The sequence below is a fragment of the Mycolicibacter nonchromogenicus genome, assembly GCF_002101775.1.
In the GTDB taxonomy this organism is placed as follows: domain Bacteria; phylum Actinomycetota; class Actinomycetes; order Mycobacteriales; family Mycobacteriaceae; genus Mycobacterium; species Mycobacterium nonchromogenicum.
This window is the reverse complement of record NZ_LQPI01000053.1, coordinates 82,827-108,465: the sequence shown is the minus strand read 5'-3', so window position 1 is coordinate 108,465 and position 25,639 is coordinate 82,827. Positions and strand designations below refer to the sequence as shown.

Below are 25,639 nucleotides of genomic sequence, written 5' to 3'. Positions count from 1 at the left end.
GGAGGACCCGATGAAGCTGTTGTTCGCCTCACTCGTCGCTGTCAGCGCGCTGGCGTTCGCCGCGCCCTGCCACGCTGAGCCCAACTCGGAAGAGACCGTTGACAGCGCGGAATTCATCAACTCGCTGACCCAGGTCGGAATCATCTTCGACCACCCGGACCAAGCGGTGGCCGCCGCCGAGGCGCTGTGCGGGCTGGCTGCCAACGGCGAGACGACGATGGAACTGCTCAACGACGTCACCGAAGCCAATCCCGACCTGACGGTCGCCGACGCGGCGCGGTTCGCCACCATCGCGGCAAAAACCTACTGCCCGCACCAACTCAAAAAGGGTGGCGGAGGGTCGAAGTAGCGCTGCCTCATCCGGGCGGTGGTCGCGGCGCCCAATAGGCTTGGCGCCGTGGACGGCCGATGGGTCCTGCACCTGGACATGGACGCGTTCTTCGCCTCCGTCGAGCAATTGACCCGCCCGACGCTGCGGGGGCGACCGGTGCTGGTCGGTGGGCTCGGGGGCCGGGGCGTGGTGGCCGGCGCCAGTTACGAGGCCCGGGTTTTCGGCGCCCGCTCGGCGATGCCGATGCACCAGGCACGCCGACTGGTCGGGGCGCCGGCGGTGGTGTTGCCGCCCCGCGGCGCCGTCTACGGCATGGCCAGCCGACGGGTTTTCGAGACCGTGCGGGCGATGATCCCGGTGGTTGAGCAGCTCTCCTTCGATGAGGCCTTCGGCGAACCTGCAGAGCTGGCGGGGGCAGGCGACGCAGAGGTGCTTCGGTTCTGCGAACGGTTGCGCGGACGGGTGCTCGAGGAGACCGGCTTGGTGGCATCGGTCGGGGCGGGGTCGGGCAAGCAGATCGCCAAGATCGCCTCCGATCTGGCGAAGCCGAACGGGGTACGGGTCGTCAGCCGTTCCGAAGAGCGACTGCTGTTGGACGGCCTGCCGGTGCGCCGGCTGTGGGGGATCGGTCCGGTCGCCGAGGAGAAGCTGCACCGCCTCGGAATCGACACCATCGGTCAGCTCGCTGCGCTGACCGACACCGAGGTCGCCGACATTCTGGGTGCCACCATCGGTCCCGCCATGCACCGGTTGGCCAGGGGGATCGACGACCGCCGGGTCGCCGAACGCGCTGAGGCCAAACAGATCAGCGCCGAGTCGACGTTCGCTGTCGACCTGACCACCCTGGACCAGCTGCGGGCCGCGATCGGTCCGATCGGTGAGCACGCCCATCGCCGGCTGCTGCGCGACGGGCGCGGCGCTCGCACCGTGACGGTGAAACTCAAAAAGGCCGACATGAGTGTGCTGACCCGCTCGGCCACCCTGCCCTATGCGACCACCGACGCCGCCGCGCTCACCGCGGCCGCCGGCCGGCTGCTGCTCGATCCGCAGGAGATCGGCCCGATCCGGCTGCTCGGCGTGGGGTTCTCCGGGCTGACCGATGTTCGTCAGGAGTCACTGTTCCCGGATCTGGAGCTTCCCGACGCAGGAACCACCTCACCGGAAGTGACTGCGCCCGAACGACTTCCGGTGCCCACTACGGCATCGTGGCGAGTCGGCGACGACGTCAGCCACCCCGAACTCGGACATGGCTGGGTGCAGGGCGCCGGCCACGGGGTGATGACCATCCGCTTCGAGACGCGCGGCTCCGGCCCCGGCCCGGTGCGGACGTTTCCCGAGGATGAGCCCGGGATCAGCCGCGCCGACCCGCTGGCCAGCCTGGACTGGCCGGACTACGTCGCCCGCCCGGAGGAGCCCGGCCACCCGAGCGGACACCCGGCGGGCTAGGGGGCCGGGTCGGAGGCGATCAGCCCCACCGGTCGATGACGTCACGGGCCGGTTGACCGGCCGCAAGCGCCGCCATCAGCAGAATCCGTGCCTGAGGTGGCCGCAGCCGCGGCACTATCAGCGCCCCGGCCTCGGCCAGGGCTCGTCCGGGGCCGTAGTCCGCGCCGATACGCCCGTCGGGAACCCGGCTGGACACCGCCACCACGAGCCCCGCCGCACAGTGCCGCCGCACACCCTCGATCACGGCGGTCGGGGCATTGCCCGACCCGAGCGCGGACAGCACCACCGCGCGCGCGCCGGCGGCGGCGCAGGCGTCCAGGGCGACCGTGTCGGCTCCCGCGTACAGCGCCACCACGTCCACCCGCGGCACCGTGGTCGGTGCGCCCAGGTAGGGCCGGGTCTTGGCGCCGGACAGGCTGACCCGGCCGTCGGTCACACTGCCCAGCAGGGGGCCCGTGAAGCCGGTGAGCCCGGTGATGGTGGCCTTCTGCAGCCCCAGCGGGGCCAGCACCCGGCCGGCGAAGCACAGCACGACGCCCAGCCCCCGGGCGGCCGGATCCGAGGCCACCGCCAGGGCGTCACGCAGGTTGCCCGGCCCGTCGGCGTCGGGGGCGTCCGCGCCGCGCTGAGCCCCGGTCAGCACGACCGGCGCGTCGCCGGAGTAGCCGAGCTCCAGCCAGAGTGCGCCCTCTTCGCAGGTGTCGGTACCGTGGGTGACCACCACGCCGTCGGCGCCGCCGTCGACTGCGGCATTGACCGCGGCGAGCAGCGCGGCCCAGTCGGCCGGACCCAGTTCCGAACTGTCGTGCGCCATCAGGTCCACCACGGTGACATCCGCGGCGCCGGTGCCGGCGAGCAGGTCTGAGCCGCTGCGGGCAGGGCGTAGTGCCCCATCGTTGTGGGTACTGCAGGAGATGGTGCCGCCGGTGGTGATGACGGTCAGGCGGGTGGAGCGCATGCCGCGATCATGCCGCACCCGGGTTAAGGGATGATGGAAGCGTGACTGACGAGACAACCGACTCGACCGAGACGGAGGTGGACCCCGTCCCGGCGCCGAAGGCGGAGCCGGCCGCCCCGCCGCGCCGGCTGGGGCTGCTGCTCTCGGTGGCCGCGGTGGTGCTGGTGACCGACGTCGTCACCAAGGTGCTCGCGGTGAAGATGCTGACCCCCGGCCAGCCGGTGTCGATCATCGGCGACACCGTGACCTGGACCCTGGTCCGCAACTCCGGCGCCGCGTTCTCGATGGCCACCAGCTACACCTGGGTGTTGACGCTGATCGCCAGCTCGGTGGTGCTCGGCATCATCTGGATGTCGCGTCGCCTGGTGTCGCCCTGGTGGGCGATTGGGCTGGGAATGATCCTGGGTGGGGCGCTGGGCAATCTGGTGGACCGGTTCTTCCGGGCCCCCGGGCATCTGCAGGGCCACGTGGTCGACTTCCTGTCGATCGGCTGGTGGCCGGTGTTCAACGTCGCCGACCCGGCCGTGGTGGGCGGAGCGATCCTGCTGGTGGTGCTGTCAGTGTTCGGCTTCGACTTCGACTCGGTCGGCCGTCGCCGTGCCGGCGACGGCGAGCAGGCCTGATGCGGCTGTGACCGAACGATCCATGCCGGTCCCTGAGGGGCTGGCCGGCATGCGCGTGGACGCCGGGCTGGCCCGCCTGCTGGGGCTGTCGCGCAACGTGGTGGCGACCCTGGCCGAGAACGGCGACGTGGAGCTCGACGGCGTGACGGCCGGAAAGTCAGATCGGCTGGTCGCCGGTGCGTGGCTGTCGGTGCGGCTGCCGCAGGCGCCGCCGCCGCTGGAGAACACCCCGGTCGAGGTCGAGGGCATGACGATCTTGTACTCCGACGCCGACATCGTGGCCGTCGACAAACCCGCCGGGGTCGCTGCGCACGCGTCCGTGGGCTGGTCCGGGCCCACCGTGCTGGGCGGTCTGGCCGCAGCCGGCTACCGCATCACGACCTCCGGGGTTCCGGAGCGCCAGGGCATCGTGCACCGCCTGGATGTCGGGACCTCGGGTGTGATGGTGGTGGCGATCTCCGAGCGCGCCTACACCGCGCTCAAACGTGCGTTCAAGGCGCGCACGGTGGAGAAGCGGTACCACGCCCTGGTACAGGGCCACCCGGATCCGTCCAGCGGCACCATCGACGCACCGATCGGCCGCCATCACGGACCGGACTGGAAATTCGCCGTGACCGCCGACGGGCGGCACAGCATCACCCACTACGACACGCTGGAGGCGTTCGTCGCCGCGAGCCTGCTCGACGTCCACCTGGAGACCGGCCGCACTCACCAGATCCGGGTGCACTTCTCGGCCCTGCGGCATCCCTGCTGCGGCGACCTCACCTACGGGGCCGACCCGACGCTGGCGCGCAAGCTCGGGCTGGAACGCCAATGGCTGCACGCCCGCTCGCTGGCCTTCGCCCACCCCGGCGACGGGCGCCGCATCGAGATCACCAGCGAATACCCCGCCGACCTGCAGCACGCGCTGGACGTCCTGCATCGCTGAGTGGGCGCCCCGAACGCGGCGTCAGGGCGGGCCACCATTTCGTCGAAGCTGCGCGGTCTTACTCCGTCGGCTCTGCGGCCGGCTTGGCCTTCGGCGGCCGGATCTTGAAGGAGATGCGCAGCTTGGTGCGGTAGACGATGCCGCCTTTGTCATCGAGGGTGAGGTCCTGCTCGACGACCTGGGCGACCCGGATGTCGTCGATGGTCTGCTTGGCCCGGTGCACTGCTTCAGCCGCGGCGTTCTCCCAGGACGACGGGCTGGTCCCGATGATGTCGATCACCCGGTACACGCTCATGTATTTGCCTCTCCTCCGCTTAGGGCGAACCTCAACGTAGTGCACGGCGGCGGCCGCTGTCCCGGGAAACGGCAGCCGAAGAGACACGGGTGACGACACGCCGAGAAGCGTCGGTGCTCGGCCATAGACTGGCGGTCCTATGGACAGTTCATCGTCGCGGTCCTTCGTGCACCTGCATAACCACACCGAGTACTCGATGCTCGACGGCGCGGCGAAGATCGCCCCGATGCTGGCTGAGGCGCAGCGCCTGGAGATGCCGGCGATCGGGATGACCGACCACGGAAACATGTTCGGCGCCAGCGAGTTCTACAACGCGGCGACCAAGGCCGGAATCAAGCCGATCATCGGGGTGGAGGCCTACATCGCCCCCGGTTCTCGGTTCGACACCCGCCGGGTGCACTGGGGCGACCCGAGCCAGAAGAGCGACGACGTGTCCGGCGGCGGCTCCTACACCCACCTGACCATGGTGGCCGAGAACGCCACCGGGCTGCGCAACCTGTTCAAGCTGTCGTCGCTGGCCTCGTTCGAGGGCCAGCTGGGCAAGTGGTCGCGGATGGACGCCGAGATCATCGCCGAGTACGCCGAGGGCATCATCGCCACCACCGGCTGCCCGTCCGGGGAGGTGCAGACGCGGCTGCGCCTCGGCCAGGAGCGCGAGGCGCTGGAGTCGGCAGCCAAATGGCGGGAGATCTTCGGCCCCGAGAACTACTTCCTGGAGGTCATGGACCACGGGCTGTCCATCGAGCGCCGGGTCCGTGAGGGGCTGTTGGAGGTCGGGCGCAAGCTCGGCATCCCCACCGTGGCCACCAACGACTGTCACTACGTCACCCGCGACGCGTCTTCCAACCACGAGGCACTGCTGTGTGTGCAGACCGGCAAGACGCTGTCGGATCCCACCCGGTTCAAGTTCGACGGTGACGGCTACTACCTGAAGTCAGCCGCCGAGATGCGCGCGCTCTGGGACGACCAGCTGCCCGGGGCCTGTGACTCCACCCTGTTGATCGCCGAGCGGGTGCAGTCCTACGCCGACGTGTGGACTCCCCGAGACCGGATGCCGGTGTTTCCCGTCCCCGAGGGTCATGATCAGGGTTCCTGGCTGCGCCACGAGGTGCAGGCCGGTCTGCAGCGGCGCTTTCCGGCGGGGGTCCCGCAGGAGTACACCGACCGCGCCTCCTACGAGATCGACGTCATCTGCGGCAAGGGATTCCCGTCGTACTTTTTGATCGTCGCGGACCTGATCAACTACGCCCGCTCGATCAACATCCGGGTGGGCCCGGGCCGCGGATCGGCTGCCGGGTCGCTGGTGGCCTATGCGCTGGGCATCACCAATATCGACCCGATCCCGCACGGCCTGCTGTTCGAACGCTTCCTCAACCCGGAGCGGCCGTCGGCACCCGATATCGACATCGACTTCGACGACCGCCGTCGCGGCGAGATGGTGCGCTACGCCGCCGAGCGGTGGGGCAGTGACCGGGTGGCCCAGGTGATCACCTTCGGCACCATTAAGACCAAAGCGGCGCTGAAAGATGCAGCTCGCGTCAACTACGGCCAGCCCGGCTATGCCATCGCAGACCGGATCACCAAGGCGCTGCCGCCGCCGATCATGGCCAAGGACATTCCGTTGTCGGGCATCACCGACCCCAACCACGAGCGGTATAAGGAGGCCGCCGAGGTTCGGGCGTTGATCGACACCGACCCCGACGTTCGCACCATCTACGAGACGGCGCGAGGTCTGGAGGGCCTGGTCCGCAACGCCGGCGTGCACGCCTGCGCGGTGATCATGAGCTCCGAGCCGCTGATCGACGCGATCCCGTTGTGGAAGCGTCCCCAGGACGGCGCGATCATCACCGGCTGGGACTACCCGTCATGTGAAGAAATCGGCCTGCTGAAGATGGACTTCCTGGGCCTGCGCAACCTGACGATCATCGGCGACTGCCTGGAGAACATCAAGGCCAACCGGGGCATCGACCTGGATCTGGACAGCCTGCCGTTCGACGACCCGGCCACCTACGAACTGCTGGGCCGCGGTGACACCCTCGGGGTGTTCCAGCTCGACGGCGGCCCGATGCGCGACCTGCTTCGGCGCATGCAGCCCACCGAGTTCAACGACATCGTGGCCGTGCTGGCGCTGTACCGGCCCGGCCCCATGGGCATGAACGCCCACAACGACTACGCCGACCGCAAGAACAACCGCCAGGCCATCAAACCCATTCACCCCGAGCTCGAAGAGCCGCTGCGCGACATCCTCTCGGAGACCTACGGCCTGATCGTCTACCAAGAGCAGATCATGTTCATCGCCCAGAAGGTGGCCTCCTACACCATGGGCAAAGCCGATGCGCTGCGTAAAGCCATGGGCAAGAAGAAACTCGAGGTGCTCGAAGCCGAGTACAAGGGCTTCTACGAGGGCATGACGGCCAACGGGTTCTCCGAGAAGGCCGTGAAGGCGTTGTGGGACACCATCCTTCCGTTCGCCGGGTACGCGTTCAACAAGTCGCACGCGGCCGGCTACGGCCTGGTGTCGTACTGGACGGCGTACCTCAAGGCCAACTACCCGGCCGAATACATGGCCGGGCTGTTGACCTCGGTCGGTGACGACAAGGACAAGGCCGCGGTCTACCTGGCCGACTGTCGCCGGTTGGGGATCACCGTGTTGCCGCCGGATGTCAACGAATCCGAGCTGAACTTCGCCTCGGTGGGCGAGGACATCCGCTACGGGCTGGGGGCGGTGCGCAATGTCGGCGCCAATGTCGTCGGCTCACTGATCAACACCCGGAATCAGAAGGGCCGGTTCACCGACTTCTCCGACTACCTCAACAAGATCGACATCGCGGCCTGCAACAAGAAGGTCACCGAGTCTCTGATCAAGGCCGGTGCCTTCGACTCGCTGGGGCATCCGCGCAAGGGGTTGTTCCTGGTGCACACCGACGCGGTCGACTCGGTGTTGGGCACCAAGAAGGCCGAGGCGGTGGGGCAGTTCGACCTGTTCGGCGGGGGAGACGGCGAAAGTACCGGGGCCGACGCCGTTTTCGGCATCAAGGTGCCCGACGAAGAGTGGACGGACAAGCACAAGCTGGCCCTGGAGCGAGAGATGCTCGGGCTGTATGTGTCCGGGCATCCCCTCAACGGCATCGCGCATCTGCTGGCCGCCCAGGTCGACACCCAGATTCCGGCGATCTTGGAGGGCGAGGTCGCCGCCGACACGCAGGTACGAGTCGGCGGCATCCTGGCATCGGTTAACCGTCGGGTCAACAAGAACGGGTTGCCCTGGGCCTCGGCGCAATTGGAGGATCTCACCGGTGGCATCGAGGTGATGTTCTTTCCGCAGACCTACTCGGCATACGGCGCCGACATCGCCGACGACGCCGTGGTGCTGGTCAGCGCCAAGGTGAACATCCGCGACGACCGGATCTCGTTGATCGCCAACGAGCTGGTGGTGCCGGACTTCTCCGCCAATGCCGCGGATCGTCCGCTGGCGGTGAGTCTGCCGACCCGGCAGTGCACCATGGACAAGGTCAGCGCGCTCAAGCAGGTGCTGACCCGCCATCCCGGGACCGCGCAGGTGCAGCTGCGGCTGATCAGCGGGGAGCGCATCACCGTCTTGGAGCTGGATCCCTCACTGCGGGTGACGCCGTCGTCGGCGCTGATGGGGGATCTGAAGGCACTGCTCGGTCCCGGCTGCTTGGGCGGCTGACGTCTTGCGCGGGAGTGCGGCCTAGTGCGGGAGCGGATCGACCCGGACGATCACGCTGTCGGGCCACAGGTTGCGGGTTCGGGTGCGCCGTAACTTCTCCCGCAACGGCAGATCCCGGTGCACGTTCGTCACGCCGGGCACCGAGAGCATCGGCACAACGTTCCACTGCCAGCCGTAGCGCCGGTGCAGGGTGCGGTTGGCGGCCTCGGCCTCGTCGCCGGACAGCACGGTGGCCCGGCCGGGTAGCGCCCTCGCCTGGTCTCGGGGCCGGCCGCGGTAGTCGCAGGCGATCAACTCGACCTCTGGGCGCGAGGCCAGCCTGCGCGTCTTGGGTCCGAGTTTGGTCCGAAACACCAGGGTGTCGTCGTCGATCGCGAACCATATCGGGGTGTCGACGGGGGTGCCGTCGCCGCGGAAGGTGCGCAGCAGTGCGTAGCGGGCGTCTTGTAGCTCGTTGAACAGTCGGAGGTGCATACTTCCCAGGGAACAACTTAGAGTTGACTTCAAGTCAAGTCCTCCGGAGGTGGCGGTGTCCGGCCGGTTGAGCATCGGCGAGGTGGCGCATCGCAGTGGCGTCGCCGCGACCACCCTGCGCTACTACGAGCGGATCGGCCTGCTGGCGCCCCCGGCCCGAATCGGCGGTCAGCGCCGCTACGACGAGGCGGTGCTGGCCCGACTCGAGGTGATCGGCCTGTGCAAGACGGCCGGGTTCGCCCTCGAGGAGATTGCGCTGCTGTTCGCCGACGACGCGCCCGGGCGGCCGGCGAGCAAGGCGCTGGCCCGGGCGAAACTCGCCGAGATCGATGCCCAGTTGGAGTCGTTGTCGCGGGCGCGTGCGGTCATCGAGTGGGGAATGCGGTGCACTTGTCCATCCGTGGATTCGTGCACGTGTGGAATTCATCCACCCAGAGTCTGAATGTCAGCGGAACGGTGAGATTCGTTCCTGATTGCAACACCGCTTAACTGGTGTAACGTCTGGAACTTCTCGCGCAACAGGTGTGGCCTCGGGGGGAGGTGGGGACGGTTGGGCTCACTGCGGAGCCGATTCCGGCGGGGAACTCATGGCAGAAAATCGAACTTTACCCATGAGTACCATTAGCATAGTCTACCTATGCTATATCGCAGGCGTAATGATTGACGCCTGTTGATTCACAGCGCTGTAGAGCTTGAACAACACGGAGGGCAGTCATGGGGGTTTCGCGTCGTCTTCTCAACCTGGTGGGGATGGGCGCTGCCGCCGCGTTCGCCGCGCTGGTGATTCCGGCGTCGAACGCCAATGCGGCCGGGGACCCGTTCCTCGACGGCGGACCCTATGAGACCTGCGATGGTGCGGTCTGCATGGTGATGGGTGACATCCTGGACGGCGGGTGGACGTATCAGGGCGTCCGCCCGTTCATCACCGACTGGAAGGGCGACCAGCCCTACAACATCATCTACACCGACGGCGACAACACGATCGACGCCGGGACGTACACCATCAAGATCGAGGACTACTGGAACTCGTTCTTCTCCACCCGGGCCTACCAATTCGGTGAGTTCGACATCAACCCCAGCCTGGCGGACGACTTCGACCTCAGCAGCCTGGGCAACTTCGCCTACCTGTCCGGATCCTCGATCTATGAGGTCAACGTCGGTGACTTCACCAACCTGACCATCAACGGCGTGGGACCGCACGACCTGAACTACTGGGTGATGTCGGCCGGCGACCTCGGCTACACGGTGGTGACCGACCCGATCAACTTCGCGTCGGCCGCCTACCTGACGATCGGCGACAACGACCCGATGTTCTTGTGGAACAGCCTGTTCCACTCGTGGATCCCCGAGGTGCCGGACTACCTCGTTCCCAACGACCCGTTCGCCAGCCTCGATTTCGACCCGTCGCAGTATCTCGGCGACGTGTTCGGCGCCCTGTAACCCCAAGACTCTCAGAACTTGTAGCGCAGCACCCGGGCCTTGCCGGCCAATGACTTGAACCGGCCGGCGAGCCGGGTCATTCGGCGGGCCGGGCCGGGAAATGAGTCCACCTCGGCGGCATGTGCCAGACAGGCCTGCTCTACCAGACGCAGGCGCGGATCCCACCGCTGCGGCGTGCGCGGATCGGTGAAGCCGGGATTGGCCCAGACGTGGCGCAGCACGCTGAACATTCCCCGGGGCGCCAGCTTCATGCCCAGCCAGCTGAACATCCCGACCCGGCCGTAGTCGTTGAACGCCAATTCGCCGGTTCCCACATGGTCTATGGCGTGCCCGATCAGCGCGATGACTTCAGCCTCGGTGAGAAAGGCGAACAGACCGTCGGCGATCACCATGGTCGGTCGGCCGACGGGGACAGCGGCTGTCCAGTCCGTGCCGGTCAGATCGGCGGCGATGTTGTGCTCGGCGGGCTGGGCCGGCACCACCTTCTCGCGCAGTGCGATCACGCGCGGCAGATCGATGCTGTACCAGTCGACACCGGCCGGCGGCTTCACCCGGGCCAACGGCTCGTTGATCCCGGCGCCCAGGTCGATCACCACCGCATCGGGGTGCGCAGCGGTGTACGTGCGCACACGCTCGTCGAGCATCTTCGCGCGCAGGGCGGTTTGGCGCACCACGCTCGCCGGGATCCGGAATGCCGGGAAGTCGTAGTCGATCAGGCCGACGACGCGGTCGGAGAACTCGTCGCCGAGGATCGGGACGGGCGCACGACAGTCCAGTGCCCGGGCATACGCCGTGAGGAAAGCGGTCTGCTCGACCAGACTGAACTCGGTGACGGCAATCGACATGGCCTCACCGTAGGCGATGTCGAGGGTCGGAGCCCGTAACCGCAATCCCGCGCCTTGACCGGCGCGGCGCCACTAACGTCGACGCCATGCAAGCCGGCACCGAGACACTGCAGGCCTCGACCATCACGGTTGCGGCCGACGGCGCGCTCGGCTCCATCACCTTGAACCGTCCGGACAAACTCAACCCACTGAGCACGCTGACGCTCGACGAGTTGGTGGCGGCGGCCCGCTGGTTCGACGCCCGGCCGGCGGTCAAGGTGGTGGTCGTGGCCGGCAGCGGCCGGGCGTTCTCCGCCGGGGCCGATCTGGCCGCGTTCACCGCCGCCGCCGACGGCGCCGGAGGGCTGCGGGAGGCCGCCGACGCCGGACGGCGGATGGCCGACGCGATCGAGGCCATGCGAGCGGTGACGGTGGCGCGGCTGCACGGGCACTGTGTCGGTGGCGGTGTCGTGTTGGCCGCCGCGTGCGATCTGCGGGTGGCCGCCGAGGACACCCGGTTCTCGATTCCCGAGGTCGACCTGGGAATTCCGCTGGCCTGGGGCGGTATCCCGCGACTGGTCCGCGAGATCGGGCCGGCGCGCACCAAAGAACTGGTGATGACCTGCCGCCCGTTCGGTGCCGCTGAGGCCCAGGCGATCGGCTTCCTCAACCGGGTGGTGCCCGAGGCCGGCCTTGAGGTGGCGGTGCAGGAGCTGGTCGGACAGCTGGTCGGCAAGTCCGCGCTCACGTTGGGCGGCACCAAGCGGCAGGTCAACGCGGTGACCGACGGCATGGTGGGCACCACGCGCAGCTGGAACGACGCCGATGCTCTGGTCACCGCGGTGCACGATCCGGAGTCGCAGGCCTCGGCCATGGCATATCTGAAACGGGTCGGCGGCCGCTGAGCCGGCCACGAGCGAGCCTGACAGGAGAACGCCACGTCGCCAACGGTTTTGACGTTCGGCCACGGCACCGCGGACCGAGCCGAGATCGCCGCGCTGCTCTCGGGCGCCGGTGTTCAAGCCCTGGTCGACGTCCGCAGCGCTCCGGGAAGCCGGCGCAATCCGGACACTGCGCGAGAAGAGATGCAGCGCTGGCTGCCGGAAGCCGGGGTGGGATATCGGTGGGAGCCGCGGCTCGGCGGCTGGCGACGGGCCACGGGGAACAGCCCCGACATCGGGCTGCGCAATGTCTCGTTTCGGTCCTACGCGGGCTACATGCGGTCTGAGGACTTCCAGGCCGGAATCGACGAGCTGCTGACGGCAGATCAACAGGTGGCGGTGATGTGCGCCGAGAGCCTCTGGTGGCGATGCCATCGCAAACTGATCGCCGATCACCTCACCCTGGTGCGGGGCGTCGAGGTCCGGCACCTGATGCACGACGGCAGGCTGCACGATCACCGGCCCACCGCCGAAGCCCGCGTTGCCGGCGACGTGCTGATCTATGACCGCCTGCCGGCCGAGCCCGAATAGCTGTCAGCGTCGTGACGGATGCTGAGCGCCCAAGGCGAGCCACACCGCCGTACAGGTGCCCGCAGCGGTCAGAACCGCGGCCGCGGCGCTGGACGTCACGACACCGACGATCAGCAGGGTTATCAGGCCGACGGCCAGCGCGACCAGCTTGTAGGCCGGCCAGGGCACACCGGCGATCAGCACATGCTGCCCGAAGCGCCCGGCGGTGGTCATGTAGTTAACGGTACGCGACAACCAATTGTTAGGCCAGCCGAAATCTGCTGGTCGGATCGTAGTGTCGGGTAACGCGACTAGGCTGGCCGCATGCCTCTGAGCGGAGAATATGCACCCAGCCCGTTGGATTGGTCCCGCGAGAACGCCGAGAAGTACATGGCCTCCGGTGGTACCGAGGGAATCGAGATGAAGGGCAAACCGGTCGTGCTGCTGACCACGGTCGGAGCCAAGACCGGCAAGCTGCGCAAGATCCCGCTGATGCGGGTGGAACACGACGGTGAGTACGCGATCGTCGCGTCGCTGGGTGGGGCCCCGAAGAACCCGGTCTGGTACTACAACGTGGCCGCCAACCCGCGCGTAGAGCTGCAGGACGGGCCCGTCACCGGCGACTACGACGCCCGGGAGGTATTCGGCGAGGAAAAGGCGCAGTGGTGGGAGCGGGCGGTCGAGGCTTTCCCGTACTACGCCGAGTATCAGGAGAAGACCGACCGCCAGATCCCGGTGTTCGTGCTGACCCCGGTGGGCTGAACGCCCCACTGGGTGACACCATATTGCGGTGTCCGCCGAACTGCGCCAGAACCGAAGTGCCTCCACGTCGGGCCCCTCGCAGGGCCGGTTGAAGGGTCCGTTGACCGCGGCCGACATTGACGCGGCGGCCGACCGGATCGCCGGTGTGGTCACGCCCACCCCGTTGCAGTACAACGACCGGCTCTCCGAGCTGACCGGCGCCAACGTCTATCTCAAGCGCGAAGACCTGCAGTCGGTGCGCTCCTACAAGCTGCGCGGGGCCTACAACCTGCTGGTCCAGCTCAGTGAAGCCGAACTCGCCGCCGGCGTGGTGTGCTCGTCGGCCGGCAATCACGCACAGGGATTCGCGTTCGCCTGCCGGTCGCTGGGTGTCCACGGCCGGGTCTATGTGCCGGCCAAAACCCCGAAACAGAAGCGCGACCGCATCCGCTACCACGGCGGCGAGTTCATCGAACTGATCGTCGGCGGCGCGACCTACGACCTGGCCGCGGAGGCGGCCCTGGCCGATGTCGCCCGCACCGGTGCCACTCTGGTGCCGCCCTACGACGACCTGCGGACCATGGCGGGTCAGGGCACGATCGCGGTGGAGATACTCGACCAACTCGACACCGAGCCGGACCTGGTGGTGGTGCCGGTCGGGGGCGGCGGGTGCATCTCGGGCATCACCACCTACCTGGCCGAGCGGACCACCAAAAGTGCTGTGCTGGGCGCGGAGCCGGCCGGGGCCGCCTCGATGATGGCGGCGCTGTCGGCGGGGGAGCTGGTGAGCCTGGAGCACGTCGACCAGTTCGTGGACGGTGCGGCCGTCCGACGCGCCGGGGCGCTGCCGTTCGCGGTGCTGTCCGCGGCCGGTGACATGGTGTCGATGACCACCGTCGACGAAGGTGCGGTCTGCACGGCGATGCTCGACCTGTATCAGAACGAGGGGATCATCGCCGAGCCCGCGGGCGCCCTGTCGGTGGCCGCCCTGATGGAGGCTGATGTCGCCCCGGGTGCCACGGTGGTGTGCCTGATCTCCGGTGGCAACAACGATGTGTCCCGTTACGGCGAGATCCTGGAGCGCTCGCTGGTGCACCTGGGCCTCAAGCACTACTTCCTGGTCGACTTCCCCCAGGAGCCGGGCGCGCTGCGGCGCTTCCTCGACGAGGTCCTCGGTCCCGGCGACGACGTCACCCTGTTCGAGTACGTCAAACGCAACAACCGCGAGACCGGCGAGGCGCTGGTCGGCATACAGCTGGGGTCGGCTGCCGACCTCGATGGGTTGTTGGAGCGCATGCGTACCTCCGAGATCCACGTCGAGCCGCTGGAGCCCGGTTCTCCGGCCTACCGTTACCTGCTGTAGCGCCGGGATCCGCCGCAGCGGGTGAGCTTCGCGCGCCGAACGGGTAGTCGACCGTGATGGCGTCCTCGGAGACAACGCGCTTGGATGAGACCGACGTCCGTCGGGTTCTCGATATCGCCCTGCGATTCGGGCAGCTGCTGCTGGGCTCACAGGCAGGAACCGCGGACGTCGCCTCGAGCATGCTCGCCGTCGCCACCGCCTACGGGCTGCCCCAGACCCAGGTGGACATCACCGGGAACTCGATCCGGGTGTCGGTTCCGCGTGGGGTGCCGGGCGCCCCGGTCACTGCGATGTATCTGGTGCAGTCGCGCTCGCTGGATTACACGCGCCTGCAGCTGGCCACCGATCTCGCCGAGCAGGTGGTGAACAGCACGCCCGATCCGGAGTGGGTGCAACAGCAGCTGGACATCGTGAACCGGTCCGCCCATCCCTATCCTCGCTGGGTCGCCACGATCGGCTGGGCCGTGATGGCCGGCAGCTTCGCTGTCCTGATCGGCGCCGGGCCGCTGGTCGCGCTGATTTCGGCGGTCACCACCGCGCTGATCGACCGGATCGGCCGCGTGCTCAACGGTTGGCACCTGCCGCTGCTGTTTCAACAGGTCGTCGCCGCTGCGGTGGCCACCGCGGTCGCGATCGGTCTGCACGCGGTTGGCTGGCTGCCCGCCGGGACATCGGTTTCACCGGTGGTGGCCGCCAACATCGTGGTGCTGTTGTCCGGGCTGGCCATGGTCGGCTCGGTGCAGGACGCCATCACCGGTTACCAACTCACCGCCGTCTCGCGCGCTATGGACATCCTGCTGCTGTCGGTCGGCATCCTGGTCGGCGTCTCGATCGCGGTGCAGATCGGCGGAGCGTTCGGATTGCATGTTCGGGTGAGCCCCGAGATGCCGGTCGCGGCGCTGAGCGTGCCGGTGTACTTACTGGCCGGCGCACTCGGTGCCGCCGCCGCTGCGATTGCGGGCTATGCGCAGCTCAAGGCCGCCCTGGCCGCCGCCTTGGCCGGGGCGACCGCCGCCCTGCTGTTCTTCGGGCTGCAACAGGTGCAGGCCAACCCGATCGTGAGTTCCTTCGCGGCCGCCGCGGCGACCGGTCTGGTCGGCACCCTGCTGGCGCCCCGGCTGCGGGTCACGCCGCTGGTGATCATCATGGCCGGCATCATTCCGCTGGTTCCGGGGCTGACCCTGTTCCGGGGCTTCGTGCAACTGGTCAACGGCCAGCCCAACGCGGGCGGTTCACTTGGGATGGCGGTGGGGCTGGCGCTGGCGCTGGGTGCCGGCGCGGTGTTGGGACCGCTGCTGGCGCCGTCGGTGCGGCGCGAACTCAGCCGCTATCACCTGCGCGGCCGCGGCCGGGCGACACGTCGCATCCGCAGCCCCTACCGCATCCCACAACTCGCCGGCATCCGCTACTTCGGGCGCCGTGCCTCCTAGCTCACTTGCTCTTGCGCATTATGGTCAGCGAGCGTCCCGTCACCGTCACCGCCTGGCCGGCGTCGACCACCAGATCAGTGCTGCCGTCTGGATGGGCGGTGTCGATCACCGCGGTCCAGACCCGTGCATATTCGGCATTGGGCGTGATGAAGTCCACCGGCGTCTCACCGGCGTTGAAGCACAACAGGAATGAGTCGTCGATGATCCGCTGCCCGCGCGCATCCGGCTCCGGCAGCGACTCGCCGTTGAGGAAAACCATGACGCACCTGCCGAATTCACTGTCCCAGTCCTGCTGGGTCATCTCGTGTCCGGCCGGTGTCAGCCAGGCGATGTCGCGCACCTCGTCGCCGCCGCGGATGGGTCTGCCGTCGAAGAACCGCCGCCGCCGGAACACCGGGTGCGCGGTGCGCAGGGCGGTCATCGCGCGGGTGAAGGCGAATTGGTCGGCGTTGCGTTCGGCCAGCGTCCAGTCCATCCAGGACAGTTCGGAGTCTTGGCAGTAGACATTGTTGTTGCCGCGCTGGGAGCGGCCGAACTCGTCGCCGTGCAGAATCATCGGCGTGCCCTGGCTGATCAGCAGGGTGGCCATGATGTTGCGGACCTGGTGGGCCCGCAGCGCCAGGATCTCGGGGTCGTCGGTCGGTCCTTCCACACCGCAGTTCCACGAGCGGTTGTGACTCTCGCCGTCGCGGTTGTCCTCGCCGTTGGCCTCGTTGTGTTTCTCGTTGTAGGACACCAGATCCGCGAGTGTGAAGCCGTCGTGGCAGGTGACGAAGTTGATGCTGGCGCTGGGCCGCCGCCCGGTCGCCTCATACAGGTCCGAGGAGCCGGTCAGGCGCGAGGCGAACTCGCCGAGGGTCTCCGGCTCGCCCCGCCAGTAGTCACGCACCGTGTCGCGGTATTTGCCGTTCCATTCCGTCCACAGCCCCGGGAAGTTGCCCACCTGGTAGCCGCCTTCGCCGACGTCCCACGGCTCGGCGATCAACTTCACCTGGCTGACCACCGGATCCTGTTGCACCAGGTCGAAGAACGCGGACAGTCGATCGACGTCGTGCAGCTCCCGGGCCAGGGTGGAGGCCAGGTCGAATCGGAAGCCGTCGACGTGCATCTCGGTCACCCAGTAACGCAATGAGTCCATGATCAGCTGCAGGGTGTGCGGGTGGCGGGCGTTGAGGCTGTTGCCGGTGCCGGTGTAGTCGGTGTAACGCCGTCGGTCGTTCTCGTCGAGTCGGTAATAGGCGGCGTTGTCGATACCCCGGAAATTGAGCGTCGGGCCCAGGTGGTTGCCTTCGGCGGTGTGGTTGTATACCACATCGAGGATCACCTCGATACCGGCCTGGTGGAATGCGCGCACCATCGCTTTGAACTCGGCCACCGCACCGCCGGGCTGTCGGCTGGCCGCGTACTCGTTGTGCGGGGCGAAGAAGCCGTAGGTGTTGTACCCCCAATAGTTCCGCAGCCCCAGCTGCAGCAGCCGCTGATCATGCAGGAACTGGTGGACCGGCATCAGCTCGATGGCGGTGACGTTCAACGACTTGAGGTGATCGATGATCACCGGATGCGCCAGCCCGGCATAGGTGCCCCGCAGTTCGGCGGGGATGCCCGGGTGGGTCTGGGTCATGCCCTTGACGTGCGCCTCGTAGATGAGCGTCTGGTGGTACGGGGTGCGCGGTGACCGGTCGGACGCCCAGTCGAAGAACGGGTTGATCACCACGCTGGTCATGGTGTGACCCAGCGAGTCCAGGCCCGGGGGAGCGGCATCGCTGTCGGGATCGGCCAGGTCGTAGGAGAACAACTCCGGACCGAAGTCGAAGGCGCCGTCGAAAGCCTTGCCGTAGGGGTCCAACAGCAGCTTGCTGGGGTCGCAGCGGTGGCCCGCGGCAGGGTTGAACGGTCCGTGCACGCGGAAGCCGTAGTGCTGGCCGGGGCCGATTCCGGGCAGGTAGGCGTGCCAGACGTAGCCGTCCACCTCATCAAGACCGATCCGGGTCTCGGTGTGGTCGCGGTCGTCGATCAGGCACAGTTCGACACGCTCGGCAACTTCGGAGAACACCGCGAAGTTGGTGCCGGCTCCGTCGTACACCGCGCCCAGCGGATAGGCGTTTCCGGGCCAGACCGCGGGCGCGGACGGCTCCGGGGTGGGTTCGGGACCCGACTCAGCCGACGACACCGCTTGACCTTATCGGCTTTTTCGGCGTCCGCCGCCGCGCGTGTCCGGGGTCACCACCAGCCGGTGGCCGCACCCATCTGGCGGCCGAGTTCTCCGGCCATGGTGCGCGCATAGGTCGCCGACAGGTGATGAGAGTCGTGATAGATCAGCACATTCCCCTCGACCGCCCGACAGATCTCCTTGTCACAGACGGCGTCGGAGAGGTCCAGCGGCTTGAGCAGCGGGAATCGGTCGACGAACTCCAGGGTGGGGTTACGATCGACGAGCACCTCGGATCGCTTGACGCCGCACGAATCCGCGTCGCCGCCCGACGCCAGGCAGTCCGCCGGCTGGTAGGGGATGCCGTCGTGCAACAGCCACGGGGTGTCTCGGATACCCAGGATGGGAATGTGGTTGTCCGACAGCTCTTTCCAGATTCCGATGTAGGTTCCGGGCATCACGTCGCCGGGCTTGATGTTCCACGGACGGGTGGCGGTGGTGAATACGAAGTCCGGGCGGTCGGCGATCAGCTGTTTCATCGTCTTGCCCACCCATTCGTAGCACTGCGGGTAGGGGGCGTTGCTGCCCATGATCAGCGGCACCTTCTCGGTGGACAACGGGCAGCCCATCTTGAGATAGGTGACCACCTTGAAGTGGTGCCGCTGGCCGAGGATGTCCAGTGCGGGAAGCCAGTGCTCGGCGTGCGATCCGCCGGCCAGCGCCACGGTCCGGGTGGCCTCCGGGTCGCCGTAGGTGCAGTTGATCAGCGCCGGATTGGTAAAGGTGCTGATGCAGCCCTCCCGGGTGGAGCGCGGCAGATCTTTCTTGGCCTCCAGGATGGTGGGGCGCATCCGCAACTTGGGCACCCGGCGGTGCTTCAGCAGCGCACGGGCCCCGGGGTAGTCGTCCTTGCTGAGCTTGACCAGTTCGGTACCGCTGGCGCGCTGCACGGTGACGTGCTCGCGCCAGGAGAACGACGTCGCCGTCAGGGCGACGCCGAGCAGCACCACGGTCGAGCCCAGGACCGACGTCGGGCGGCGCCACCAGCCGGCGGCGGGTTTGCGCCACCGCGGCCGCACCACCGGCGCCGAGGCGGCGGCGGCCGGTTTGCGCGAGCGCAGCGGATCCTCGACGAACCGCATGGTCAGGTAGGCCAACCCCGTGGAGATCAGCAGGATCACCGCCCCGTCCAGCAGGCCGGCATCCCGATTCCCGCTGTAGGACAGCCAGAAGATCAGCAGCGGCCAATGCCACAGGTACAGCGAGTAGGCCATCGAGCCGAGCGTCACCAGCGGTGCCGCCGCCAGCCACCGGTTGGGCCAGGGCAGGCCGGCGCTGGTACTCGGGCGCGCCTGCCGGTTGGCCCCGGCCAGGATGAACGCCACCGTGGCACCCACCGGCACCAGCGCCCACGGTCCGGGGAACTCCCGCACGCCCTCGATCAGCGCCCCGCAGCTCAGGATCGCCGCCAGTGCCACCGTGGCCACCACGGTGCGCAGCCACATGGGCCAGCGGATATAGGGGACCAGCGCGCCGATCAGCGCGCCGACCAACAGCTCCCAGGCCCGGGCGAAGCTGTTGTAATAGGCCAGCGACTGGTTGGTCTGGTGCAAGTCGATCGCATACCAGAAGGAGGCCACCGTCAGCGCCGTCAGCAGCACGATGAAGGCGGCCCGCAGGTGCCGGCCCAGCGCCCGCCGGAACAGGTAGGCGAAGCCGAACACCAGCAGGAGGAAGCTCAGGTAGAACTGGCCCTGCACCGACATCGACCAGATGTGCTGCAGGGGGCTGACCGCCTCACCGGCCTGCAGATAGTCGGCGGCGCTGCGGGCCAGTTCCCAGTTCTGGTAATAACCGAGGCTGGCCAGGCTCTGATCGGCGTAGGTCTCCCAGCGGGTCTGCGGCTGGATCCAGATGGTCAGCAGCGCGCAGCCGGCCAGCACCACCACCAGGGCAGGCAGCAGGCGGCGGACCAGCCGGACCAAGTCGGGGACCGGTGACAGCGACGAGGTCGGGTTGAGTGCGACCCGCAGCAGCTTGCCGCCGAAGAAGAAACCCGAGAGCGTCAGGAAGACGTCGACACCGCCGGAGACCCGTCCGAACCAAACATGGAACACCGCCACCAACGCGATGGCCACGCCACGCAATCCGTCGAGGTCGTGGCGGTAGAAGCCCGCCTTGCGGGTGCCCATCATGGCGGCCGACGCTGGGGTCGAAACCGATCCGGATGCGGATTCCGCAACAGGTGTTGTTGCCGGTCGGGGCGGGGACAGGGCAATCATGATCGCCCGACAATCTACCTAACAGCCTGGCAAAATCGCATTCTCAAGCACTGTGATGTCCCTCCGAGTCGGTTCAGGAGGGCAGCACGCGGGTCAGATACGGCACCATGTTGGTGGTGCGAGCGGGCGACACCGTGACCGCGGGACTGGTGCCCTCGATCATCTGGTTGTTGCCGAGGTAGAGCGCGACGCTCTGGCTTCCACCGGGGCCGTAGCACAGCAGATCGCCGGGGCGAGCCTGGGCGGGCGGGACCTTCTGGCCAACGCTGCACTGCTCGCCGGAGGTGCGCGGCATCCTGATCCCGGCGCCGGCGAATGCGTACTGGATCAGGCCGGATGCGTCGAAACCGACGGTGGTGGTGTCGGCGAAGTCATCGGTGGGCAGCAGCGAGGTGCCAGGCAGACCCGGGGTGGCGCTGCCCGGCAGCAACGGGCTGCTGGGGGTGCCGGGGAGTCCGGCGCGGCCGATGTCGCTCAGCGAGCTGCGGGTGGTGGCCGCCCGGGCCCGCGCACTGTTGGTGGGCCCGTTGACGTCGCCGCCGCCGTAGACGAACGGCACGCCGCGCTGGGACAGCGCGCGTGCGATCACGCGCTCGATGAGCTGGTTCTGGCCGGTCTGTGCCAGCGGGTCGGCGAAGGCAGGTGCGGCATTCAGCGCCGGGGCCAGGGCCGCCGCCAATGCGATCGCGGTAACGCAGACGCGTTTCATCAGAACAACCCCTTTCGGCCGATATTCACGGCAGCATCACTCGTCACTTCTGTCACAGAGACTACCGGCGTTTACCGGCCGCCAACCGCCGCGGAAGAGAAATTGCACAACCTGTGACCCAACGGTTACGCCGCCGACCACTACTGTCGTCAGGCATGCCCGCGTTGACTCCCGACCAGATCAGCGCGATCGACGCCGCACACGTGTGGCACCCGTACAGCACGATCGGCGCCGAATCTCCTGCGCCGACGGTGGCGCTGTCCGCCCGGGGCGCCTACCTGACACTGTCCCTCGGCGACCGACCGGTCGACGTGCTCGACGCGATGAGCTCCTGGTGGACGGCGATCCACGGTCACGGCCACCCCGAACTGGACGCCGCCCTCACCGCACAACTGGGCACCATGAGCCACGTCATGTTCGGCGGCCTGACCCACGAACCCGCCGCACGGCTGGCCCAGCTGCTGGTGGAGATCACCCCGGCCGGGCTGGACACCGTGTTCTTCTCCGACTCGGGGTCGGTGTCGGTGGAGGTCGCGGTCAAGATGGCGCTGCAGTACTGGCGCGCCCGCGGCCGCGGCGCCAAACACCGCTTGATGACGTGGCGCGGCGGCTACCACGGCGACACCTTCACCCCGATGAGCATCTGCGACCCCGAGGGCGGCATGCACTCGCTGTGGCGCGACGTTTTGGCGGCCCAGCTGTTCGCCCCGCAGGTGCCGCGCGACTACGACCCGGCCTACAGCGCCGCGTTCGAGGAGCAGCTGGAGCGCCACCGCGATGAGGTGGCGGCCGTGGTCGTGGAACCGGTGGTACAGGGCGCCGGCGGTATGCGGTTTCACGACCCGCGCTACCTGACCGACCTGCGCGATGCCTGCACCCGCCACGGCGTGCTGCTGATCTTCGACGAGATCGCCACCGGCTTCGGCCGCACCGGTGAGCTGTTCGCCGCCGACCACATCGGCGTTAGCCCCGACATCATGTGTGTCGGCAAGGCCATGACCGGCGGTTACCTCAGCCTGGCCGCCACCCTGTGCAGCACCGAGATCGCGCACACGATCAGCGCCGGCGAGGCGGGCGCACTGATGCACGGGCCGACGTTCATGGCGAACCCCCTGGCCTGCGCGGTCTCGGTCGCCAGCACGGAGCTGTTGTTGCGCCAGGACTGGCGCGCGATGGTCGGCGCGATCGAAGCCGGGTTGACCACCGCCCTGCAACCCGCCCGCGACCTGCCCGGAGTCGCCGATGTCCGGATCTGCGGGGCCATCGGAGTCATCGAGTGCCACGAGCCGGTGGACCTGGCCGTCGCCACGCACGCCGCGCTGGCCGGCGGCGTGTGGCTGCGCCCGTTCCGCAACCTGATCTACGCGATGCCGCCCTACGTGTGCACCCCCGAGGAGATCGCCAAGATCGGCAGCGCGATGGTGGGCGCCGTGCATGCCTTAACCTGAACGGTGTTCAAGTCGTCTCAAGACCGCACAGGGAGCGCCGCGTGACCCGCACCGATGTCTCGCCACTGGCCTGGCTGGCCGAAGTGGAGCAGCGGCGTCGGCAGGCCGGCCTGCGACGCTCATTGCGGACCCGGCCCGTCGTGGCAGCCGAACTGGACCTGGCGTCCAACGACTACCTGGGCCTGGCCACCCACCCGGCCGTGATCGCCGGCGGTGTCGAGGCGCTGCAGACCTGGGGTGGCGGAGCCGGCGGATCGCGCCTGGTGACCGGCAACACCGAACTGCATCAGCAGTTCGAGCAGCAGTTGGCCGACTTCGTCGGGGCACCGGCGGGCCTGGTGTTCTCCTCGGGCTACACCGCCAACCTGGGCGCCGTGGTCAGCCTGTCCGGGCCGGGGGCACTGCTGGTCTCCGACGCATACTGCCACGCATCTCTGGTCGACGGCTGCCGGCTGTCGAGGGCACGGGTCGTCGTCACCGGGCACCGTGACGTGGACGCGGTGGCCGCCGCACTGGCCGGCCGGACCGAGGAACGGGCCGTAGTGCTCACCGAGTCGGTGTTCAGCACCGACGGCGCGCTGGCCCCGCTGCGCGAGCTGCACGAGGTGTGTCGCCGCTATGGCGCATTGCTGCTCGTCGACGAGGCCCACGCGCTGGGTGTGCGCGGCGCCGGCGGCCGCGGGCTGGTACACGAGGTAGGGCTGGCCGGGGCACCCGACGTGGTGATCACCACGACGTTGTCCAAGGCGCTGGGCAGCCAGGGCGGTGCGGTGCTGGGTCCCGTCGAGGTTCGCGACCACCTCATCGACGCCGCTCGCACGTTCATCTTCGACACCGGTCTGGCGCCTGCGGCACTGGGCGCCGCATCGGCCGCTCTGGATGTGCTGGCTGCCGAGCCGTCCCGCGCCACCGACGTACTGCGGCACGCCGGCGTGCTGGCCGAAGTCTGCGGGCTGCGCCACCAGCCGGAATCCGCGGTGGTCTCGGTCATCCTCGGAGACGCCGAGGTGGCGGTGGCCGCCGCCACCGCATGCCTGGACGCCGGGGTGCGGGTGGGCTGCTTCCGCCCGCCCACCGTGCCGGCCGGCACCTCGCGGCTGCGGTTGACCGCGCGGGCGTCGCTGACCGCCGACGATCTGGAACTGGCGCGACGGGTGCTCAGCGACGTGCTGGGCGACTATCCCGCCGTGTCGCCATGACGGTGCTGTTCATCACCGGCACCGGCACCGGGGTGGGCAAGACGATCGCCACCGCCGCGCTGGCCGGGGCGGCCCGACAGGCGGGCCGAGACGTGGCGGTGTGCAAACCGGTTCAGACCGGCACCGCCGACGGCGACGACGACCTGGCCGAAGTCGGGCGGCTCTCGGGGGTCAGCGAACTCTTCGGCGCCGCCCGGTACCCCGCACCGCTGGCCCCGGTGGCCGCGGCCGAGCAGGCCGGGACGGCCCTGCCGACCCGCAGCGACCTGCTGGCGACGATCCGGGCCGCCGACCGGCCGGGACGGCTGACCCTGGTGGAGGGCGCCGGTGGCCTGCTGGTTGAGCTGGGCGCCGACGGAGTCACCCTGCGTGATCTGGCCGTCGACCTCAAAGCCCCCGTGCTGGTGGTGGTCGACGCCGAACTGGGCACTCTCAACCACACCGCATTGACCCTGGAATCGCTTGCCGGGCAAGGTCTCTCGTGCGCCGGTCTGGTGATCGGCAGCTGGCCGGAGCAGCCCGGACCGGCCGCCGCCAGCAACCGCGGGGCGCTGGCACGGCTGGCGCCGGTACGTGCCGTGCTGCCGGCCGGCGCCGCGGCGCTGGGTAAGGCGGAGTTCGCCGTGATGAGTGCCGCCGCCTTCGACATCGACTGGGTGCGCACCCTGGCGGGGTAGCGATGGTGCACTCGATCGAGTTGGTCTTCGACGCCGACACCGAATCCGAGGTCCGGCGGATCTGGGCTGATCTGGCCGCCGCCGGGGTGCCCAGCCAGGCGCCGGCGGCCCGACCACACGTCACTCTGGTGGTCTCCCAGCGCATCGATCCGCAGGTCGACGACGTGCTGGCCTCGATCGCTGCCCGGCTGCCGATCGACTGCACCCTCGGCGCGACTCTGATCTTCGGCCGTTCGCATGGGGTACTGGCACGGCTGGTGGTGCCGACCATGGCACTGCTGGAGCTGCACGAGCAGGTGTACAGGTTGTGCGCGGAGCACCTGGTGCCCGGCCCGTTGCCCAACGTCTCGCCCGGCCAGTGGACGGCTCACACCACGCTGGCCCGCCGGGTCGGCCCGGCCCAGCTGGGCCGGGCTCAGCGCATCGCCGGGCGCGGCGACATCAGCGGTCGGTTTGTCGGGCTGCGGCGTTGGGATGGCAACGCGGGCAAGGAATATCCGATCTAGTCGGCAGGCCACCGCGAAGGGCCGCCGACCGCCAGCCCGGCCCGCATCGCGAGCCCGTCGATCAGCAGACCCAGCCCGAACGCGAAGGCGCTGCTCGGGTCCGCCTCGGGTGTGATCTCGGCGGCCCCGGCGGCATCCCACTGCAGGCGGGACTGCTCGTCGGCGGTGAACCCCAAGACGTAGTAGACGACGGTGCGGGCGACCTGTCCGGCCTGATCTGGATGCACACCCGCGGCCGTTGCCGACTCCGCCAGCAGCGCCAGGATGGCGGTAGCCGCCTGGGACTGGCCGGCCGCCATGCTGGCCGACACCAGTTCGGCGCCGTCGGTGTGCGACAGCAGCGCATCGCGCAGTCGTTCGCCGACGGTCTGGATCCGCCACTGCCAGCTGCCCGGCCCGGGGTCGGCACAGGCGGGGGCCAAGACGCGATCGGCTACCGCACCCAGCAGTTGCTGCTTGTTGGCGAAATGCCAATACAGCGCGCTGGGGCTGACGTTGAGCTCGCGCGCCAGTCGGCGCATCGACAGATCGGCGATGCCGTAGTCGTCCAGGATGGTGGTCGCCGCGGCGACCACGTCAGGTTTGTGCAGCTGCACCCCGCTAGCCTAACCTGAACACCGTTCAAGTCTTGAGGGGAGCACGCGTGACCCGCGGCGGCGACGATGCAGAAGCGA

The 25,639-nt window shown here is 68.5% G+C and carries 25 protein-coding genes; 16 read left to right on the top strand and 9 right to left on the bottom strand.

The window, feature by feature from the left end; translation table 11 throughout:
* Positions 1–10 precede the first annotated feature (10 nt).
* Positions 11–349 carry a DUF732 domain-containing protein gene (locus AWC18_RS15120; protein ID WP_085139246.1) on the top strand — a complete coding sequence of 113 codons (339 nt, stop codon included), beginning with the start codon at positions 11–13 and terminating at the stop codon, positions 347–349.
* Between the two features lie 48 nt (positions 350–397).
* Positions 398–1,777, top strand: coding sequence for a DNA polymerase IV (locus AWC18_RS15115; RefSeq protein ID WP_085139245.1), 1,380 nt, complete (start codon positions 398–400; stop codon positions 1,775–1,777).
* A 19-nt stretch (positions 1,778–1,796) separates the two neighbouring features.
* Here AWC18_RS15115 and AWC18_RS15110 read toward each other — a convergent pair whose 3' ends face one another.
* A complete protein-coding gene (locus tag AWC18_RS15110) occupies positions 1,797–2,735 on the bottom strand; it encodes an asparaginase (protein WP_109560098.1) in 939 nt (312 codons plus the stop codon).
* A 41-nt stretch (positions 2,736–2,776) separates the two neighbouring features.
* Between AWC18_RS15110 and lspA the strand changes: the two genes are divergently transcribed.
* Positions 2,777–3,358, top strand: coding sequence for a signal peptidase II (gene lspA / locus AWC18_RS15105; RefSeq protein ID WP_085139243.1), 582 nt, complete (start codon positions 2,777–2,779; stop codon positions 3,356–3,358).
* 7 nt (positions 3,359–3,365) lie between these two features.
* On the top strand, positions 3,366–4,286 hold the full coding sequence (locus tag AWC18_RS15100) for an RluA family pseudouridine synthase (RefSeq protein WP_064999181.1): 921 nt from the start codon (positions 3,366–3,368) through the stop codon (positions 4,284–4,286).
* Positions 4,287–4,344: 58 nt separating this feature from the next.
* Here AWC18_RS15100 and AWC18_RS15095 read toward each other — a convergent pair whose 3' ends face one another.
* Positions 4,345–4,581, bottom strand: coding sequence for a dodecin family protein (locus AWC18_RS15095; RefSeq protein WP_064999182.1), 237 nt, complete (start codon positions 4,579–4,581; stop codon positions 4,345–4,347).
* 139 nt (positions 4,582–4,720) lie between these two features.
* Between AWC18_RS15095 and dnaE the strand changes: the two genes are divergently transcribed.
* The gene (gene dnaE / locus AWC18_RS15090) at positions 4,721–8,272 is read left to right on the top strand and encodes a DNA polymerase III subunit alpha (RefSeq protein WP_064999183.1); all 3,552 of its coding nucleotides are present in this window, start codon (positions 4,721–4,723) and stop codon (positions 8,270–8,272) included.
* A 21-nt stretch (positions 8,273–8,293) separates the two neighbouring features.
* Here the strand turns inward: dnaE and AWC18_RS15085 are convergent, their stop codons facing one another.
* Positions 8,294–8,746 carry a PPOX class F420-dependent oxidoreductase gene (locus tag AWC18_RS15085; RefSeq protein WP_064999184.1) on the bottom strand — a complete coding sequence of 151 codons (453 nt, stop codon included), beginning with the start codon at positions 8,744–8,746 and terminating at the stop codon, positions 8,294–8,296.
* A 55-nt stretch (positions 8,747–8,801) separates the two neighbouring features.
* Between AWC18_RS15085 and AWC18_RS15080 the strand changes: the two genes are divergently transcribed.
* Positions 8,802–9,188, top strand: a complete 387-nt coding sequence (locus AWC18_RS15080; RefSeq protein ID WP_064999201.1) for a MerR family transcriptional regulator — start codon at positions 8,802–8,804, stop codon at positions 9,186–9,188.
* 272 nt (positions 9,189–9,460) lie between these two features.
* Entirely contained in the window at positions 9,461–10,186 is a 726-nt protein-coding gene (locus tag AWC18_RS15075; protein WP_131810684.1) for a hypothetical protein, read from the top strand.
* An 11-nt stretch (positions 10,187–10,197) separates the two neighbouring features.
* Here AWC18_RS15075 and AWC18_RS15070 read toward each other — a convergent pair whose 3' ends face one another.
* Positions 10,198–11,031 carry a class I SAM-dependent methyltransferase gene (locus AWC18_RS15070; protein ID WP_085139269.1) on the bottom strand — a complete coding sequence of 278 codons (834 nt, stop codon included), beginning with the start codon at positions 11,029–11,031 and terminating at the stop codon, positions 10,198–10,200.
* A gap of 86 nt (positions 11,032–11,117) precedes the next feature.
* Here AWC18_RS15070 and AWC18_RS15065 point away from each other — a divergent pair, with 86 nt between their 5' ends.
* Positions 11,118–11,915, top strand: a complete 798-nt coding sequence (locus AWC18_RS15065; protein WP_085139242.1) for an enoyl-CoA hydratase/isomerase family protein — start codon at positions 11,118–11,120, stop codon at positions 11,913–11,915.
* A gap of 48 nt (positions 11,916–11,963) precedes the next feature.
* The gene (locus tag AWC18_RS15060; protein ID WP_085139241.1) at positions 11,964–12,482 is read left to right on the top strand and encodes a DUF488 domain-containing protein; all 519 of its coding nucleotides are present in this window, start codon (positions 11,964–11,966) and stop codon (positions 12,480–12,482) included.
* 3 nt (positions 12,483–12,485) lie between these two features.
* On the opposite strand, the gene AWC18_RS15055 is transcribed toward AWC18_RS15060, so the two are convergent.
* Positions 12,486–12,695 carry a hypothetical protein gene (locus AWC18_RS15055; RefSeq protein ID WP_076048476.1) on the bottom strand — a complete coding sequence of 70 codons (210 nt, stop codon included), beginning with the start codon at positions 12,693–12,695 and terminating at the stop codon, positions 12,486–12,488.
* A 90-nt stretch (positions 12,696–12,785) separates the two neighbouring features.
* Here AWC18_RS15055 and AWC18_RS15050 point away from each other — a divergent pair, with 90 nt between their 5' ends.
* From AWC18_RS15050 to AWC18_RS15040, 3 genes are all read left to right on the top strand, one after another.
* Positions 12,786–13,223 carry a nitroreductase family deazaflavin-dependent oxidoreductase gene (locus AWC18_RS15050; RefSeq protein ID WP_064999189.1) on the top strand — a complete coding sequence of 146 codons (438 nt, stop codon included), beginning with the start codon at positions 12,786–12,788 and terminating at the stop codon, positions 13,221–13,223.
* 28 nt (positions 13,224–13,251) lie between these two features.
* Positions 13,252–14,565: a threonine ammonia-lyase IlvA gene (gene ilvA, locus AWC18_RS15045; protein WP_082961225.1), complete on the top strand. Its 1,314-nt coding sequence runs from the start codon at positions 13,252–13,254 to the stop codon at positions 14,563–14,565.
* Between the two features lie 80 nt (positions 14,566–14,645).
* On the top strand, positions 14,646–15,995 hold the full coding sequence (locus AWC18_RS15040) for a threonine/serine exporter family protein (RefSeq protein WP_064999190.1): 1,350 nt from the start codon (positions 14,646–14,648) through the stop codon (positions 15,993–15,995).
* A gap of 1 nt (position 15,996) precedes the next feature.
* Here AWC18_RS15040 and glgX read toward each other — a convergent pair whose 3' ends face one another.
* From glgX to ripD, 3 genes are all read right to left on the bottom strand, one after another.
* Positions 15,997–18,165 carry a glycogen debranching protein GlgX gene (gene glgX / locus AWC18_RS15035; RefSeq protein WP_085139240.1) on the bottom strand — a complete coding sequence of 723 codons (2,169 nt, stop codon included), beginning with the start codon at positions 18,163–18,165 and terminating at the stop codon, positions 15,997–15,999.
* A gap of 50 nt (positions 18,166–18,215) precedes the next feature.
* Entirely contained in the window at positions 18,216–20,426 is a 2,211-nt protein-coding gene (gene sucT / locus AWC18_RS15030; RefSeq protein WP_208858374.1) for an acetyltransferase SucT, read from the bottom strand.
* A 73-nt stretch (positions 20,427–20,499) separates the two neighbouring features.
* Positions 20,500–21,135, bottom strand: a complete 636-nt coding sequence (ripD, locus tag AWC18_RS15025) for an NlpC/P60 family peptidoglycan-binding protein RipD (protein ID WP_064999192.1) — start codon at positions 21,133–21,135, stop codon at positions 20,500–20,502.
* Between the two features lie 155 nt (positions 21,136–21,290).
* Between ripD and bioA the strand changes: the two genes are divergently transcribed.
* Genes bioA through AWC18_RS15005 form a run of 4 tightly spaced genes read left to right on the top strand, consistent with a single transcriptional unit; the run spans position 21,291 to position 24,965 of the window.
* Entirely contained in the window at positions 21,291–22,583 is a 1,293-nt protein-coding gene (gene bioA / locus AWC18_RS15020) for an adenosylmethionine--8-amino-7-oxononanoate transaminase (protein ID WP_085139239.1), read from the top strand.
* 41 nt (positions 22,584–22,624) lie between these two features.
* Complete coding sequence (bioF, locus tag AWC18_RS15015; RefSeq protein ID WP_064999194.1) at positions 22,625–23,782, top strand: 8-amino-7-oxononanoate synthase; 1,158 nt, start codon at positions 22,625–22,627, stop codon at positions 23,780–23,782.
* The gene (gene bioD, locus AWC18_RS15010; protein WP_064999195.1) at positions 23,779–24,459 is read left to right on the top strand and encodes a dethiobiotin synthase; all 681 of its coding nucleotides are present in this window, start codon (positions 23,779–23,781) and stop codon (positions 24,457–24,459) included. The genes bioF and bioD overlap by 4 nt, the downstream gene beginning before the upstream one ends.
* A 2-nt stretch (positions 24,460–24,461) precedes the next feature.
* Positions 24,462–24,965, top strand: coding sequence for a 2'-5' RNA ligase family protein (locus AWC18_RS15005; protein ID WP_085139238.1), 504 nt, complete (start codon positions 24,462–24,464; stop codon positions 24,963–24,965).
* On the opposite strand, the gene AWC18_RS15000 is transcribed toward AWC18_RS15005, so the two are convergent.
* Positions 24,962–25,561 (bottom strand): TetR/AcrR family transcriptional regulator C-terminal domain-containing protein, encoded by a 600-nt coding sequence (locus AWC18_RS15000; RefSeq protein WP_085139237.1) that lies wholly within the window; start codon positions 25,559–25,561, stop codon positions 24,962–24,964. The two genes, AWC18_RS15005 and AWC18_RS15000, sit on opposite strands and share 4 nt — an antisense overlap.
* Between the last annotated feature and the right edge of the window lie 78 nt (positions 25,562–25,639).

Bases quoted from the DNA above. Each gene is read 5' to 3' on its own strand.
- AWC18_RS15120 (WP_085139246.1), top strand. From the start codon at position 11: ATGAAGCTGTTGTTCGCCTCACTCGTCGCTGTCAGCGCGCTGGCGTTC.
- AWC18_RS15110 (WP_109560098.1), bottom strand. From the start codon at position 2,735: ATGCGCTCCACCCGCCTGACCGTCATCACCACCGGCGGCACCATCTCC.
- AWC18_RS15095 (WP_064999182.1), bottom strand. From the start codon at position 4,581: ATGAGCGTGTACCGGGTGATCGACATCATCGGGACCAGCCCGTCGTCC.
- dnaE (WP_064999183.1), top strand. From the start codon at position 4,721: ATGGACAGTTCATCGTCGCGGTCCTTCGTGCACCTGCATAACCACACC.
- AWC18_RS15085 (WP_064999184.1), bottom strand. From the start codon at position 8,746: ATGCACCTCCGACTGTTCAACGAGCTACAAGACGCCCGCTACGCACTG.
- AWC18_RS15075 (WP_131810684.1), top strand. From the start codon at position 9,461: ATGGGGGTTTCGCGTCGTCTTCTCAACCTGGTGGGGATGGGCGCTGCC.
- AWC18_RS15070 (WP_085139269.1), bottom strand. From the start codon at position 11,031: ATGTCGATTGCCGTCACCGAGTTCAGTCTGGTCGAGCAGACCGCTTTC.
- AWC18_RS15065 (WP_085139242.1), top strand. From the start codon at position 11,118: ATGCAAGCCGGCACCGAGACACTGCAGGCCTCGACCATCACGGTTGCG.
- AWC18_RS15055 (WP_076048476.1), bottom strand. From the start codon at position 12,695: ATGACCACCGCCGGGCGCTTCGGGCAGCATGTGCTGATCGCCGGTGTG.
- AWC18_RS15050 (WP_064999189.1), top strand. From the start codon at position 12,786: ATGCCTCTGAGCGGAGAATATGCACCCAGCCCGTTGGATTGGTCCCGC.
- sucT (WP_208858374.1), bottom strand. From the start codon at position 20,426: ATGATTGCCCTGTCCCCGCCCCGACCGGCAACAACACCTGTTGCGGAA.
- ripD (WP_064999192.1), bottom strand. From the start codon at position 21,135: ATGAAACGCGTCTGCGTTACCGCGATCGCATTGGCGGCGGCCCTGGCC.
- bioA (WP_085139239.1), top strand. From the start codon at position 21,291: ATGCCCGCGTTGACTCCCGACCAGATCAGCGCGATCGACGCCGCACAC.
- bioD (WP_064999195.1), top strand. From the start codon at position 23,779: ATGACGGTGCTGTTCATCACCGGCACCGGCACCGGGGTGGGCAAGACG.
- AWC18_RS15005 (WP_085139238.1), top strand. From the start codon at position 24,462: ATGGTGCACTCGATCGAGTTGGTCTTCGACGCCGACACCGAATCCGAG.